We start from the raw sequence: 13,168 nt of genomic DNA, 5'->3' as shown, positions 1-13,168 counted from the left end.
TCCGCGGGTGGAGGCTCGAATCGGAAGCGGGTATGTACATGTGGGTCATGCGAGTCCTCAGCGCGATCGTCCTTCTCGTGATCGCGGGGATCCATCTCTTCCTTGTCTTCGACGGCGTCGGGGGCTTGCTCGGCGTGCTCTTCGTGCTCAACGTCATTGCAGCGGTCGTTCTGGCGGTCGGGATGCTCGTGACGCGCGGCGGACTCCTGAAAATCGTCACGGTCCTCAGCCTGCTGTTCATCATCGCGAGCCTGCTCGCTCTGGTGCTGGCGCTGACGGTCGGACTGTTCGGCATCCGCGAGATCTGGACTTTCACCCTCGTACCGGAGACGGTCGTGGTCGAGGCGATCGGGATCGTGGTGCTCGCGATCACCACGGCAATGGTTCTGCGCACGCCACGGGGCGTGGCCGCGCGTCAGCCTCAGATGAGCTGACCGGAGCAGGAATCACACGCAGAAGGGTCCCGGTGGGCCGCCGCGGATATTCGCGCCGGCCGCACCGGGACCCTGATCCCATCGGTCAGGTCAGCGCGGGCTCACAACCGTGAAGCCGCCGGCTTCCACCGTGACGTTCGCGTGAGACCCGAGCATCGAAGGCCCGCCGACAGCCTGTCCGAACCGATCGAAGCGCTGCACCGTCACCGGCCCGGTCGCTGACAGTTTCTGCCGTGCTCGCTGGTCTGTGCCGTTGATGTAGATGTCACGGCTGATGCTCGCTCCCGCCTGACCGAGGTGGGACACCACCGGCTGCACCATGACGGCGTCGAGGTCCACCGTGCCGCCGACTCGGGCGGTCAGTGTCGTCGTGCCGTCCGGCGCCGTGCCCGCAAGCGTCTGCGGCTTGAGGAACACGGTCGTCGGTGCGATTCCCTGGGGCGCGAGCAGAGTGTTCGCGCTCGAGCCGAGGCTCGTCGAATGCGAGCCGGCCAACGCCATCCAGCTGGTCGTGCCCGAACCCGCGGTGTTGCCGAGGTCCGCGATCGGCAGGATGCGGTGCGCACCGGCCAGCGCCGGAAGCGTCAGCGTGATCGTGTCGCCGACACCCGCGTGAACGTACTTGCCGCCCGACCAGTTGGCCGAACCAGTCCACGCCGACGGGGGAGTGACGATCGTCGCCGACCCGGTGAGCGTTCCGCTCTCGGCTTCGACGACGGTCAGGCCGTCGGTCGCGGTGGTGCGGTTGAGCGACGTCGCGATACGGGCGACATCGGGATGCGCATCCAGTGCCAGCATCGACAACTCGGTGTGGATGACCGACTCGGCTCCGCAGTTGCGGTTGATGGTCTTGTCGGAGTTGATTCCGTCGACGCACACACCCGTCGCCGGGTCGTATACGGGCACGCCCGCGGGGTTCGCCCCGAAATACCAGGCAGCCTGGGCTCCGGCCAGCTGGTCGAGCCCGGTCGCATGGGTTGCATCGGCGACGGCGAGCAGGCCTTCCACCCGGGAGTCGACGCCGTAGGCGATCTGCGTCTGGTCTGCCGGGGTCGGGGTCCAGCCGTTGTCCGGTCCACCGGTCGCGAGCAACTGCGCCGTGAATTGGGCTGTGTCGACGGCTGCGGTCTGCTGGTAGTCATCCCGATGCAGAACGGATGCGGCTTCCGAGAGCCCGGCAGGCTCCATCCCGCCCCATGCGTGCCAGAACGTCGGCGAGTTCTTTTCGGGAAGTATCGCGCCGAACGGCCACTGCCCGATGCCGCCGCTCGACATGCGGTTGATCGCGTCGGCGTAGCGGGCGAGTGCTGTCGCGGCGGTGCTGTCGCCGGGGGCTGCCTTCACGTAGGCGCTGAGCCCGAGAACTGCCTCAGAGGTCGCGCTCGCGCTGTCGACGATCATCCAGCCGGGCACTTTCACTCCGTTCGCGACCTCGGTCGTGCCGTATTTGGCGAGCGACTGGTGTTCGAGCGAGCCGAGAGCGAGCGCCATGCGCTGCTGCAGGAACTGTGCGAACGCGGGGTCCGCAGTCTTGAAACCGGCGTAGCCCTCACCGAGCGCCCACACTGTGCGCGCGAGCCAGAACGATTCGGCTGAGTCGCTGGGGTTCGGCTGCTCGATGGGGATAGCGCTCGGGTTGAGTGTGCCGTCGTGCTGCTGCCACAACACGACGTTGCCCGCGTTGGGGCCGCTCGAGGTCTGCAGGTAGGTCAGTTCGCGCAGCAGCTCATAGGCGTGCTGCTTGCTCGACGCGGTGTGGTTCTGCGCCCAGTCGCGCAGGTAGACCACGGCCGAACGAGAGATGTCGTCGGCGTCGAACGAACCCTGCGAGTAGTAGCCCTTCGCCCCATCCGTGATCGCTCCGCCGCCGACGTGCGTGAACGAGCCGTCGGGGTTGCGGTTCGCGTACACCCAGGGCGCTGTCGCTGTCGGTTCGGATGCCTGGTTGTACGTGGTGTGCCCCGGCACGTTCGCGAGAAGCGGCACCGTGTCGAGCAGCCAGTCGAGGTGTGCCAGGTTGGTCAGTTTCGGAGTCGCGGCGGGTGGTGATGAAGTGCGGGTGGCGGATGCCGAGGGTGCGGCGGACGTCTCGGTGGCGGAGGCGGGCAGCTGGCCCGCGAGCGCAACCGCTGTTGCGGTGGCCGCGACGGCTATGGCCGCAAATCCGCGCCGCACTGCTGCTGATGAATGAGGTGGTCGCATCGTTGCAATTCCTTGTCTTCAGACCGATGTTGGGGATCTAAACCGGTTTAAGCGGACGGTAGGCGCGTTCGGCGGCGATGTCAACCGACCGGGTCCGCGCAGGCGTACGCATTCCGAACCGGCGCTTTACAAATCCCGAACATCGGCAACGGACGCTGGGAGATGTCAGAACACCTCTGACGCTCCACCTGAAGAACGGGAAAAGAATGTCCAAAAGATCCGTCGGTCTCGTCGTCACTGCAGCTGCAGGTGTCACCTGCCTTGCCCTCGTCGGCACGCCCGCCTTCGCTGACACCACCCCGACCCCTGCGCCGAAATCGACCTCCTCGCATGCACCGAGAACGCTCTCCGAGATTCAGGCGGCCGGCGCGAAAGCGACGTCCGGTCGGGAGGCGAAACTCAGTGCGGCGATCACGAAGGTCACGGCCGACAAACACCTGAGCTCGAGTGATCGGTCCACCATCCTCGGGACACTCAATGCTGACCTTGCGGGCATGAAGTCGTCGGCATCCACCATCGCTGCCGACACGACGACGACCCAGGCCGCGGCCGACCTCAAGGAGGTCTTCACGAAGTACCGGGTCTACGCCGTCGCGCTCCGGCAGGCTCGTCTCGCGTCGGACGCCGACCGGCTGACCGGTACCGCGCTGCCGAAGCTGACCGCAGAGCAGGCGAAACTGTCAGGGCTGCTCTCCGGCAAGGACACGTCGAAGTCGACGGCGGCACTTCAGGCCGATCTCGCCGACATGACCGCGCAGATCTCGACGGCGTCGCATGACGCGGGTGGCGCAGCGGCGGCGGCGCTGGCCGTGACCCCGGCCGCCTATGATTCGAACCACTCGGCCCTCTCGCCTGTGAAGTCGTCTCTCGAATCCGCCCGAACTGCGGTCAAGAAGGCCCAGTCCGACGCCAAGGCGATCAGGCAGGCCCTGAAGTAACTGTTGGTGCCTTCCGTGAAGCACCCGGACGTGACACCCTTGGCACCATGAAGACGGTGTTCGAAGCGGCCGGTGGAGCAGATGGGATGCTTCGCATCGCCGCGGCGTGGCACGAGCGCGTGATGGCGGATGAGGTGGTCGCCCACGCATTCCACAACGGCTTCCGCGCGGATCACACCGAACGCCTCGCCGCCTATTGGGGCGAGGCGCTCGGTGGACCCGCGAGCTATTCACAGAGGTACGGCTCGGAGACGAGTGTCGTTCGGCTGCACAGTGGCAACGGTGAACATCACGACATGGACCGCAGGGCCATCGCCTGCTTCGATGAGGCACTCGTCGATGCCGGGCTGGACGACGAACTCCTGCGGGGTGTGCTGCACGACTATTTCGCCTGGGCGACCATCACGACGATGGCCCAGTATCCGCAGGGCCCGGAGGGCGTGCCCGATGGCTTGACCGTGCCCCGATGGTCGTGGGGCGGCCTCCAGCCCTAACCCGCCGTGCCGGCCCCCGTCGCGCTCGCCTGAGCCGGCTGCCGCCTGAAGATGATGAGCGCCGTCGCCAGGAGCAGCGCGCCGCACACGGCCTGTTCGATCACCATCCACACCGGCAGCGGGAGGAAGAACAGCACCGCGACAACCGCCACGAGGAGGATCGCGACCACGATGCGCAACCGCAGCAGTGCGCGCGGCGACCCCTGTGCGGCACGGCGTGCGAATGCGAAGGTCAGGATGGACGTCGCGGCGATGATGATCCCGCGTACCCATGCCTGTGGGCTGACGAGGTGCGGTGCAACGAACTGGAGGACGACGATGGCGAGCACCGTCAGGATGCTCAGCACGGCGTAGGCGCCGACGAGCCATCTCACGGCCAGGAAGGCTGGTGCGGCCGACCCCGCGGTCTCCTGCGTCGTGCGTGTGGGTTGTGTACTCATGGATGTGTCCTTTCGTGTTCCGTCAGGGTGCAGTGGCCCTGTCGAAGATCTGGATGGCTTCGCTGACGTAGTGGTCGATGTCGAGGCCGGGATGCGCGGTGAAGTGGAACGAAGCCCCGTCGACGATCGCGCGGATCGCCAGGGCCATGACCTCCGGATCGAAGTGCGAACCGAATTCGCCCGTCTCCTGGCCTGAGGCGAGAAGGTGAGCCAGCGGGACGACGGCGTCTGAGCCGTCACTGAGCGGGCCGGCGTTCTCCTGGATGCGGTGGACGGCGTTCACGTGTGCGGCGTTCTCGGCGATGAAGCTCAGGTTCGAGGCGAGGTAGGCGTGGAGTTTGTCCTGTCGGGTGTCTGCGGCCATGATCCGCTCGGTCATGTATGCGCCACCGGCCTGGAACAGGGTGACGACGACCGCCTCGTAGATCGCCTCCTTCGTCTTGAAGTGGTACAGCACGGTGCTCTTGGTCGTTCCGGCTTCGGCGGCGATCCGCTCGACCGATGCCGCGGCGTAGCCCTCGCGGTCGAGCAGGGCGATCGCGGCAGCCACGATGTCCGCCTGCCGCGCCCGCTGGGTTCGTGTGGGCTCGGATCTGGCGGAATCTGACTGCATGGTCCGAGTTTAGACCAGTTGGTCAGATTTTGGAACCCGTGACGACGACGCGTGCTACTGTTTCGGCATGACGCCCCAGGAGCTTGCCAACCTCGCGCATCTGCGCAGGGCTCGTGACCTGATCGACCGGGAGTATGCGCGCCCCCTCGATGTGCCGACCCTTGCGTTGCACGCGCTGATGTCGCCTGCACACTTCTCGCGCCAGTTCCGTGCTGCCTATGGCGAGACGCCGTACGCCTACCTGATGACCCGGCGCATCGAGCGCGCCATGGCGCTCCTGCGCGAGGGGATGAGCGTGACCGACGCGTGCATGACCGTCGGCTGTACGTCGCTCGGCTCGTTCAGCTCGCGGTTCACCGAGATCGTCGGCGAGACGCCGACCTCGTACCGCCAGCGCGAGCACCACGCCGTGACCGCCATGCCGCCCTGCGTGGCGAAGATGCGCACCCGGCCCACCAGGACCAACACGAGCAGGATTCGAGAAGCCGCCGATTCAGCCGCTGCCTAGTGTGGTCGGTATGACAATCTCACTTCAGTACACGAACATCACCGTAAACGATGTCGACGAGTCCCTCGCCTTCTACCGGGATGCTCTCGGCCTCAACGTGCGCCAGGACGTGTCGTCGGGCGGGTTCCGCTGGGTGACACTCGGAAGCGACGAGCAGCCGGGGCTCGGCATCGTGCTCTCCGAGCCGCATGCCGGTCGCTCGCAGGCAGACGGAGACACCCTCCAGGAGCTCGTCACCAAGGGCGCGCTCGGACCGATCGTCTTCGCGTCAGATGACGTCGACGCCGCCTTCGAGAGCATCCGGTTGTCTGGAGCCGAGGTGCTCCAGGAGCCGATCGACCAGCCGTGGGGGCCGCGCGACTGCGCCTTCCGCGACCCGTCGGGCAACATGGTGCGCCTGTCGCAGGCTTCGGCGTAGCGCGGGGATCGACCGGGCGCGCCCTCGAGAGGCCGCCGGCCGGCAGGCTCTATTCGACGAAGTCGTCGTCGTTGGGGAGCGCGTCGTACGGGTCGTCCTGGCGGTCGTGCTCGTCATACGTGGGCGACCCTTCAGACGGAGACCCGCCCGTCGGCCCATCGTTGCCGTCGCCGGGTCCGGCCCAGATCGTCTCGCCCGCCACGGCGTCGTTCGTCACCAGCCTGTCGGCGTAGTCGTCGTCGGCGATCGCGTCGTTCAGTGCGTAATCCTTGTCGCCGTCTTTGTCGTACCCCTGCGCGTCGTGTCCGTCCGCATCGTACTGCGGGGTGATGTTGTCGTTGCTCATGGGGTGAACGCTACTCCGGCAGGTCGGAGCGTCAACGCGCGGTGACCTGCCGGAGTATGCGGTGAACGGCTACTTCGACGGAGTCGGTGTCGGCGTCGTCGTCGGCTTCGCAGTCGATGTGCCCTGGACAGCAGTACCGACGAACTGCAGGAAAGCGTTCGCGTCGGTCAGCGAGCCGGTGTACTGCTTGCCGTTGACGATAACGGTCGGTGTGCCCGTGAGCTTCGCCATCGTCGAGTTCGGCAGCGGCTTCGTGAGGACACGCGTCGTGGAGGATCCCACCCAGTCCTTGAAGGTCTGGTCGTTCACACATTTCGTGATCGCGGACGAACTGGCCCCAGCACCCTTGAGGACCGACAGGATCTTCGCATCCGTCAGACCTGTCCCGCCCTCGGCGGGCTGGTTCGCGAACAGGGCGCTGTTGACCGCATAGTACTTGTTGGGGTCGTAGTTCGCGACACACGCAGCAGCGTTTGCCGCACGCGTCGAATACTTCGTGCCGCTCGACGAACTGTCGAGGATCGCGATCGGGTGGATCTCGACCGTCGCGATGCCGCCATCGAGCCACTGGCCGATCTGTGTGGCGTTCGCGGTCTCGAACTGGTTGCAGTACGGGCACTGGTAGTCGACGTACATCGTGATGTTCGCCTTGCCGCTCCCGTTGTCCTGGGTCGTCGGAGTCGGGTTCTCACCCTTCGCGATGGCCGGGGTCTGGACCGCCTTGGTCGTGCTCGTGAGCAGGATGCCGTTGCTCACCATGTTCTTCGGATTTGCCACATTGGCCGAGGCGGAGACACCGTTGTAGACGATGAGCCCGACCACGACAAGGATGGCGAGCGCTACGACTCCGATGGAGCCCTGGATCCACCAGCGGCGACGCTGGGCGCGCTTGCGGGCCTCTTCGCGCATCTGGCGAGCGTGCTCGCGAGCCTCTTCGCGACGGTCACGCTTCGTCGGACCGTTCGCGCCCCTGCCTGTTGCCATCCGGTTTCATCCTTATCGACGGTTCTTGACACGTACGATCACGATGCTAGGGGTCCGTACCTTTGAGTCGGCTGTGGCGTGGCCGCGGATGTCGTCATGTTTCCCTTGAAATGCGGGCGTTTCGCCGGGTGCCGGCGTATCAGGGGAGTGCGGCTCCGACCCGTGCCGCCTGGGCGAGGAGGTACGCCTGCTCCTGCCGGTTGAGCGCGGCGCGGGCAGCCCGGTTGTAGGCGTCGCGCGCCTCCGCAAGGTCGCCCGCGCGCTCGAGAAGGTGGGCGCGCACGGCGTCGAGCCGATGGCTGGTGGCGATGCGGGCATCCCCGTCGAGCGTTCCGAGCAGGGCGAGGCCCGCTCGCGGTCCGGCGACGCGTGCGAGCGCCACCGCGCGGTTGAGTGTGACCACCGGCGACGGGGCGACGCGCTCGAGCACGTCGTACAGTGCGAGGATCTGCCTCCAGTCGGTCGCCTCGTCGCTGGAGGCTTCGTCGTGCACGGCGGCGATCGCCGCCTGGAGCTGGTACGGTCCCACGAGGCCGCGACCGAGGGTCCGGCTCAGGAGCGCCACGCCCTCCGAGATGGCGTCAGAATCCCACAGGTCTCGTCGCTGCTCGGCGAGCGGGACCAGTCCCCCGTCGTCGGTCTCGCGCGCGCTGCTCCGGGCATCCGTCAGCAGCATCAGGGCCAGCAGGCCCGCGACTTCGCCCTCATCCGGTTGAAGACGCAGCAGCATCCGCGTGATGCGGATCGCTTCGGCCGTCAGGTCGGAACGCTGCAGGGAGTCGCCGGATCGTGCTGCGTAGCCTTCGTTGAAGATGAGGTAGAGCACCTGCAGCACGACGACGAGGCGCTGCGACCGGTCGGTGGCGTCGGGCAGCACGAAACGGGCGCCGGCGGTTCGGATGCTCTGCTTGGCGCGACTGATCCGTTGCGCCATCGTCGCCTCCGGCACCAGGAACGCGCTCGCGATCTCGGCCGTCGTCAGGCCGCCGACCGCCCGCAGCGTCAGTGCGAGCTGCGAGGGAGCGGACAGCGCAGGATGACAGCACAAGAAGATCAGACGCAGCGTGTCGTCTTCGTCGCTCACCTCGGCGTCGCCGGGCGGTTCCGCCCCCACGACAGCGAGCTCCCGCCTCCGTCGTGCGCTCTCGCTCCGCCAGGAATCGGTGAGCCTGCGGTCCGCGACAGTTGTCAGCCAGGCGCGCGGGCTGTCCGGGATGCCGTCGGTCGGCCAGCTCGTCGCTGCGGCGAACAGGGCTTCCTGCACTGCGTCCTCGCACGCGTCGAACTGGCCGTAACGTCGCACGAGAGTGCCGAGGGCGTACGGGGCCGCGTCGCGGAGCACCGTTTCAAGGTGCACTTCGCGCTTCCTGCTCGGCGACGTCAGGGCTCAGACCTCCGGTGGCCCGGACGGCACCGGACGCACTTCGACGACATTCGAATACTTCACGATGCTTTCCGCGATCTCGAGCAGTCGCGCTTCGCTTTCGACGTCGACGATCCAGAATCCGATCACGGACTCCTTTGCTTCGGCGAACGGTCCGTCGGTTGCGGTGACCGCGCCGTCGACAAGCCGAACCGTCTTCGCCGTGCCCGGATCGGCGAGCCCCTCGCTGTAGACGAGTTCACCCGCATCGGCGAGATCTTTGTCGAGCTGGGTCATGTAGGCGATCATCTCCCGCACCCACTCGGGCGTTTTCGTCTGCATCATCGACTCGGCGCTGCCGAACATCATGATCATGTACTTCATGGGTTCCTCCTGGAGTTTGGGTGCCCCGTGGGACACGGTACGAAAGGGGTCGGAGCGGTCGGGCTGTTCTCGACATCGTCCGGGATCGAATCAGAGAAGCCGGCTGGAATCAGAGGAGACTATCTGACAGCCAGGGCCTGATGACCGGGAGGACCGCATCCGGTTGCATTGCGCTCGTATGGTCGAGGCCCTCGAGTACGCGCACGTGCCACCCCAGCCGCTCAAGGGTGTCGCGTTCGCGCACGAGCGGCCCAGCGAGGTCCACACGCACATCTCCCCATTTCTCGCCGTAGTCGATCGCGTCGGCGGAGCCGGCGAAACACAGCCGCGGGATCGTGAGGCGGTCCTGGATCGCGCGGTCGTCGAACCCCTGCAGCTCCCGGTACAGCGTGAGGTATTGGCTGGTCTGCTCCTCGGTCAAGGAGATCTCGACCGACGACCAGTCGAAATCGGCGGGGTCGCTCCAGTCGGACGCGGCGGCGTCTGCAGATGCGGCGTCTGCGGATGTCACAGCGGCCGCATTCGCCGCGTTGCGTTCGGCCACCTCGATCGCCTGGTCATGACCGGCCGTGGTGACGGCCAGCATCTCCTCGTACGGCCCATCGAGCGGAGGGTATCCGCCCATCACCAGAGCGGAGAGGCGGTCGGTTCGGAGGGCCAGTTGCAGCCCGGCGAGGGCCAGCCAGGAGTAGCCGTAGTAGGCGAAACGGTCCGCGCCCGCCGCATCCGCAACGGTCAGGAAATCGGCTGCGGTCGTTTCCGGTGTGAGCGTGTCCGGTTTCGGATATGCGGACAGGTGACCCTCGTAGTCGAACGCCACGACCCGGAAACGGTCGCTCAGCCCGTCGACGAGTCGTCGTCCGAGAGCCGGATCGACGCCCCACTTGCGGAGTTCCACCGCGCGGTCGCCTTCGACGGGTGCCGGATCGACCGGGAGCAGGACAGCCGGCCCCGCTCCCTCGATCGTCGCCTCGATCACGGACCCGTCGCCCAGTCGGATGTCTGCCATGCGAACCACCCTTCGCCGCTTGCGTGCGTCACTCTATACGGTGGAGTAGGGCGAGACCAGCCCCTCGGAAAGGACCACAGATGCCCCCGTTCACGCAGCCGGATGCCTTTACGACGCGACCCACACTCGAGGGAACGTTCGGGATGGCCGCATCGACACACTGGCTCGCAAGCCAGAGTGCGCAGGCCGTTCTCGAACGCGGCGGCAACGCGTTCGACGCAGCCGTCGCGGGTGCTTTCGTGCTCCACGTCGTCGAACCGCACCTGAACGGCCCCGGGGGAGATCTCGTCGCGATCGTTGCGCCGAGCGGTGAGGAGCCGCGCGTGCTCATGGGTCAGGGCCCGGCGCCGGCCGGCGCTTCGGCTGCTGCATATCGGGAGCTCGGGCTCGGCCTCGTTCCGGGTTCGGGTTTCCTTGCCGCGGCGGTTCCCGGATCGGTGGATGCCTGGATGCTGCTTCTGAAGGATCGGGGTACGTGGGAGCTCGCAGATGTCTGGGAGTACGCGATCGGCTATGCGCGGGACGGGCATCCGGTCGCGCCCGCAGTCGTCAAGACCATCGGCGCTGTCGCCGGGCTGTTTCGCACGGAGTGGACGTCGTCGGCCGATCAGTGGCTGGTCGACGGCGCGGCTCCCGTGGCGGGGTCGATCGTTCGCAACGAAGCGTGGGCCCACACCCTGGAGCGGCTGCTCGCTGTCGGTGGCGCGGCTGCAACACGGGAGGATCGTATCGACGCCGCCCGGGGTGCGTGGGCCGGCGCGCTCGTCGCTCAGCAGGTTGAGGAGTTCGTCGCCGGTCCTGTGCTCGACTCGTCGGGAGCACGGCACTCCGGGGTGATCGCTGCGAGCGACTTCGCAGCGTTCCGTGCGGCCTGGGAGAGGCCGGTCTCCGGGACCTTCCGGGGTCGCACCGTGCTGAAGGCGGGAGCCTGGTCGCAGGGCCCTGCGTTCCTCCAGGCGCTTGCCATCCTCGACGGTTTTGCCGATGACGAGCTCGATCCTTCGACTGCGGGCGGCGTTCACCGCATCGTCGAAGCGCAGAAACTGGCTTTCGCCGACCGCGATGCGTACTACGGCGACGGTGTCGATGTTCCGATCGATCACCTGCTTTCGGAGGAGTACGCCGCCGAGCGTCGCGCGCTCATCGGCTCCGTCGCTTCCTCTCAGCTGCGACCAGGCTCGGTCCCCGGTTATGGTGATCGTTCCCTTGGCGAGCACCCGGTCGTCGGGGCCACGGATGCCGCCAGTGCGAGCGAGGCGACCGTCGCGGCTGCAGCATCGGGTGAACCGACGCTGGGTGTGCGTGGCGAAGCACGCGGCGACACGTGCCACATCGACGTCGTCGACCGGTGGGGGAACATGATCGCCGCGACGCCGTCGGGTGGCTGGCTGCAGTCGTCGCCGTACATCCCGTCTGTGGGGTTCGCTCTCGGAACGCGCCTGCAGATGACGAGGCTCGAGCCCGGGTTGCCGACCACACTCACTCCGGGACGCCGTCCGCGCACCACTCTCACCCCTACCGTGCTCGTGCAGGATGGTCGTCCGTATGCCGCGTTCGGCTCGCCGGGGGGCGACCAGCAGGAGCAGTGGCAACTGCCCTTCCTCATCAGGCACGTTCTTGGCGGGTACAGCCTGCAGGCCGCTATCGACGCGCCCAGCTTCCACACCACCTCTCTGGTGAGTTCGTTCTGGCCGCGCGACTGGGAGCCGGCCGGGCTTGTCGTCGAGGACCGTCTCGCTGACGATGTCATCGAAGAGCTCCGTCGCCTCGGGCATCGTATCGACGTCGTCGGTGGCTGGACGCTCGGTCGGCTTTCCGCCGTTTCGTGGTCGGGCGGGATCGTTCGGGCCGCTGCGAATCCCCGGGGAATGCAGGGGTATGCCGTCGGGCGGTGAAACTCTGTCCATCGCGGCCGGTGGGGCGCTAACCTGCTCGAAGGAATGAGTGCCGGTGAGGCGAGCCACGGGAGGACCTGATGTCTGACGGAAGCTGGAACCGCGTACCGATCGAACCGCAGAGCGTCAACGCACCGCTGTCCGCGTCGGCGATCTTTCTCGTGGTCACCATCGGTACATCGGATGAAGCCCTCACGACCGCCCGTTCGGTCGTTGCCGACATGGGGGCTCTCGTTCGCACTGTCGGGTTTCGCGATCTGAACGGCCACCTCTCGTGCAACGTCGGTATCGGCCGGGAGGCGTGGGACCGTTTCGGGCAGCCGTCGCGTCCCGCGCAGCTGCATGTCTTTCCGACGATCGCCGGTGCGGTTCGCGAAGACGGCACCCGCCACGTCGCAGCTTCGACCCCCGGGGACCTGCTGTTCCACATCCGGAGCGAGCGCAGCGACTTGTGTTTCGAGCTCGAACGGCTGCTGCTGGATGCGCTCGGCGATTCTGTGACCGTGATCGACGAGGTCAGCGGGTTTCGCTACTTCGATTCGCGTGATCTGCTCGGGTTCGTCGACGGGACCGAGAACCCGACCGGCGACTCCATGTGGATGTCGTCGCTGATCGGTGACGAGGACCCCGATTTCGTCGGTGGGAGCTATGTCGTCGTGCAGAAGTACCTTCATGATCTCGACGCCTGGGAAACACTCTCAACGGATGAGCAGGAACGCATCATCGGACGCACCAAACCCGACAACATCGAGCTCGACGGCGATGCCGAGAAGCGGCCGTCGCACAAGACGCTCACCACGATCACCGACGCGAACGGGGTCGAGCACGACATCCTTCGCGACAACATGCCGTTCGGGCGGCCAGGGAACGGCGAGTTCGGCACGTATTTCATCGGCTATTCGCGCGACCTGTGGGTGATCGAGCAGATGCTGCGCCGCATGTTCCTGGGTGATCCCCTCGGTTCGTATGACCGCATCCTCGACTTCTCGACCGCCGCAACGGGAACGACGTTCTTTGTTCCGTCGAACGCCGTGCTGGAGTCGCTGGGCTGAGGTCGGGATGGTTGACCGCTCCCGGTATACTCGGCCTGACAATGGACGACCCTCCTTCTGCCGATAGCCCATTCGCCTCGGCGCGGCC

At 66.7% G+C, this 13,168-nt stretch carries 15 protein-coding genes; 7 read left to right on the top strand and 8 right to left on the bottom strand.

The genetic code is table 11. The features are described 5' to 3' along the window. Positions 1 to 47 precede the first annotated feature (47 nt). Positions 48 to 434, top strand: a complete 387-nt coding sequence (locus ACPPVQ_RS15345; RefSeq protein ID WP_426515995.1) for a hypothetical protein — start codon at positions 48 to 50, stop codon at positions 432 to 434. Positions 435 to 524: 90 nt separating this feature from the next. On the opposite strand, the gene ACPPVQ_RS15340 is transcribed toward ACPPVQ_RS15345, so the two are convergent. Continuing rightward, a complete protein-coding gene (locus tag ACPPVQ_RS15340; RefSeq protein ID WP_426515993.1) occupies positions 525 to 2,636 on the bottom strand; it encodes a hypothetical protein in 2,112 nt (703 codons plus the stop codon). Positions 2,637 to 2,842: 206 nt separating this feature from the next. On the opposite strand from ACPPVQ_RS15340, the gene ACPPVQ_RS15335 reads away from it, so the two are divergent. Continuing rightward, positions 2,843 to 3,574: a hypothetical protein gene (locus ACPPVQ_RS15335; RefSeq protein ID WP_426515992.1), complete on the top strand. Its 732-nt coding sequence runs from the start codon at positions 2,843 to 2,845 to the stop codon at positions 3,572 to 3,574. Positions 3,575 to 3,621: 47 nt separating this feature from the next. After that, entirely contained in the window at positions 3,622 to 4,068 is a 447-nt protein-coding gene (locus ACPPVQ_RS15330) for a group II truncated hemoglobin (RefSeq protein ID WP_426515991.1), read from the top strand. On the opposite strand, the gene ACPPVQ_RS15325 is transcribed toward ACPPVQ_RS15330, so the two are convergent. Both ACPPVQ_RS15325 and ACPPVQ_RS15320 read right to left on the bottom strand, forming a co-directional pair. Beyond that, complete coding sequence (locus ACPPVQ_RS15325) at positions 4,065 to 4,508, bottom strand: hypothetical protein (RefSeq protein ID WP_426515990.1); 444 nt, start codon at positions 4,506 to 4,508, stop codon at positions 4,065 to 4,067. The two genes, ACPPVQ_RS15330 and ACPPVQ_RS15325, sit on opposite strands and share 4 nt — an antisense overlap. Positions 4,509 to 4,530: 22 nt before the next feature. Next, positions 4,531 to 5,121: a TetR/AcrR family transcriptional regulator gene (locus ACPPVQ_RS15320; protein ID WP_426515989.1), complete on the bottom strand. Its 591-nt coding sequence runs from the start codon at positions 5,119 to 5,121 to the stop codon at positions 4,531 to 4,533. Between the two features lie 67 nt (positions 5,122 to 5,188). On the opposite strand from ACPPVQ_RS15320, the gene ACPPVQ_RS15315 reads away from it, so the two are divergent. Next, a complete protein-coding gene (locus ACPPVQ_RS15315) occupies positions 5,189 to 5,629 on the top strand; it encodes a helix-turn-helix transcriptional regulator (RefSeq protein ID WP_426515987.1) in 441 nt (146 codons plus the stop codon). A gap of 10 nt (positions 5,630 to 5,639) precedes the next feature. Further along, positions 5,640 to 6,047 (top strand): VOC family protein, encoded by a 408-nt coding sequence (locus ACPPVQ_RS15310; RefSeq protein WP_426515985.1) that lies wholly within the window; start codon positions 5,640 to 5,642, stop codon positions 6,045 to 6,047. A 49-nt stretch (positions 6,048 to 6,096) separates the two neighbouring features. Here the strand turns inward: ACPPVQ_RS15310 and ACPPVQ_RS15305 are convergent, their stop codons facing one another. From ACPPVQ_RS15305 to ACPPVQ_RS15285, 5 genes are all read right to left on the bottom strand, one after another. Then, positions 6,097 to 6,393, bottom strand: coding sequence for a hypothetical protein (locus tag ACPPVQ_RS15305; RefSeq protein ID WP_426515984.1), 297 nt, complete (start codon positions 6,391 to 6,393; stop codon positions 6,097 to 6,099). A gap of 69 nt (positions 6,394 to 6,462) precedes the next feature. Continuing rightward, entirely contained in the window at positions 6,463 to 7,377 is a 915-nt protein-coding gene (locus tag ACPPVQ_RS15300; RefSeq protein WP_426515983.1) for a thioredoxin domain-containing protein, read from the bottom strand. 139 nt (positions 7,378 to 7,516) lie between these two features. Next, on the bottom strand, positions 7,517 to 8,734 hold the full coding sequence (locus tag ACPPVQ_RS15295; RefSeq protein WP_426515982.1) for an RNA polymerase sigma factor: 1,218 nt from the start codon (positions 8,732 to 8,734) through the stop codon (positions 7,517 to 7,519). Between the two features lie 30 nt (positions 8,735 to 8,764). After that, positions 8,765 to 9,124, bottom strand: a complete 360-nt coding sequence (locus ACPPVQ_RS15290) for a YciI family protein (RefSeq protein WP_426515980.1) — start codon at positions 9,122 to 9,124, stop codon at positions 8,765 to 8,767. 109 nt (positions 9,125 to 9,233) lie between these two features. Further along, positions 9,234 to 10,133, bottom strand: a complete 900-nt coding sequence (locus ACPPVQ_RS15285) for an alpha/beta fold hydrolase (protein ID WP_426515979.1) — start codon at positions 10,131 to 10,133, stop codon at positions 9,234 to 9,236. An 80-nt stretch (positions 10,134 to 10,213) separates the two neighbouring features. On the opposite strand from ACPPVQ_RS15285, the gene ACPPVQ_RS15280 reads away from it, so the two are divergent. Both ACPPVQ_RS15280 and ACPPVQ_RS15275 read left to right on the top strand, forming a co-directional pair. Next, complete coding sequence (locus ACPPVQ_RS15280; protein WP_426515978.1) at positions 10,214 to 12,028, top strand: gamma-glutamyltransferase family protein; 1,815 nt, start codon at positions 10,214 to 10,216, stop codon at positions 12,026 to 12,028. Between the two features lie 80 nt (positions 12,029 to 12,108). Beyond that, on the top strand, positions 12,109 to 13,080 hold the full coding sequence (locus ACPPVQ_RS15275; protein WP_426515976.1) for a Dyp-type peroxidase: 972 nt from the start codon (positions 12,109 to 12,111) through the stop codon (positions 13,078 to 13,080). Positions 13,081 to 13,168 lie beyond the last annotated feature (88 nt).

This window comes from Leifsonia sp. McL0618 (assembly GCF_049994905.1).
Taxonomy (GTDB): domain Bacteria; phylum Actinomycetota; class Actinomycetes; order Actinomycetales; family Microbacteriaceae; genus Diaminobutyricibacter.
This window is presented reverse-complemented; position numbering and strand designations above follow the sequence as displayed.

What these genes read in the sequence shown, in the direction of transcription:
- ACPPVQ_RS15340 (WP_426515993.1), bottom strand. Translation starts at nt 2,636, where the DNA reads ATGCGACCACCTCATTCATCAGCAGCAGTGCGGCGCGGATTTGCGGCC.
- ACPPVQ_RS15285 (WP_426515979.1), bottom strand. Translation starts at nt 10,133, where the DNA reads ATGGCAGACATCCGACTGGGCGACGGGTCCGTGATCGAGGCGACGATC.
- ACPPVQ_RS15345 (WP_426515995.1), top strand. Translation starts at nt 48, where the DNA reads ATGCGAGTCCTCAGCGCGATCGTCCTTCTCGTGATCGCGGGGATCCAT.
- ACPPVQ_RS15315 (WP_426515987.1), top strand. Translation starts at nt 5,189, where the DNA reads ATGACGCCCCAGGAGCTTGCCAACCTCGCGCATCTGCGCAGGGCTCGT.
- ACPPVQ_RS15280 (WP_426515978.1), top strand. Translation starts at nt 10,214, where the DNA reads ATGCCCCCGTTCACGCAGCCGGATGCCTTTACGACGCGACCCACACTC.
- ACPPVQ_RS15290 (WP_426515980.1), bottom strand. Translation starts at nt 9,124, where the DNA reads ATGAAGTACATGATCATGATGTTCGGCAGCGCCGAGTCGATGATGCAG.
- ACPPVQ_RS15300 (WP_426515983.1), bottom strand. Translation starts at nt 7,377, where the DNA reads ATGGCAACAGGCAGGGGCGCGAACGGTCCGACGAAGCGTGACCGTCGC.
- ACPPVQ_RS15325 (WP_426515990.1), bottom strand. Translation starts at nt 4,508, where the DNA reads ATGAGTACACAACCCACACGCACGACGCAGGAGACCGCGGGGTCGGCC.
- ACPPVQ_RS15335 (WP_426515992.1), top strand. Translation starts at nt 2,843, where the DNA reads ATGTCCAAAAGATCCGTCGGTCTCGTCGTCACTGCAGCTGCAGGTGTC.
- ACPPVQ_RS15305 (WP_426515984.1), bottom strand. Translation starts at nt 6,393, where the DNA reads ATGAGCAACGACAACATCACCCCGCAGTACGATGCGGACGGACACGAC.
- ACPPVQ_RS15275 (WP_426515976.1), top strand. Translation starts at nt 12,109, where the DNA reads ATGTCTGACGGAAGCTGGAACCGCGTACCGATCGAACCGCAGAGCGTC.
- ACPPVQ_RS15320 (WP_426515989.1), bottom strand. Translation starts at nt 5,121, where the DNA reads ATGCAGTCAGATTCCGCCAGATCCGAGCCCACACGAACCCAGCGGGCG.
- ACPPVQ_RS15310 (WP_426515985.1), top strand. Translation starts at nt 5,640, where the DNA reads ATGACAATCTCACTTCAGTACACGAACATCACCGTAAACGATGTCGAC.
- ACPPVQ_RS15330 (WP_426515991.1), top strand. Translation starts at nt 3,622, where the DNA reads ATGAAGACGGTGTTCGAAGCGGCCGGTGGAGCAGATGGGATGCTTCGC.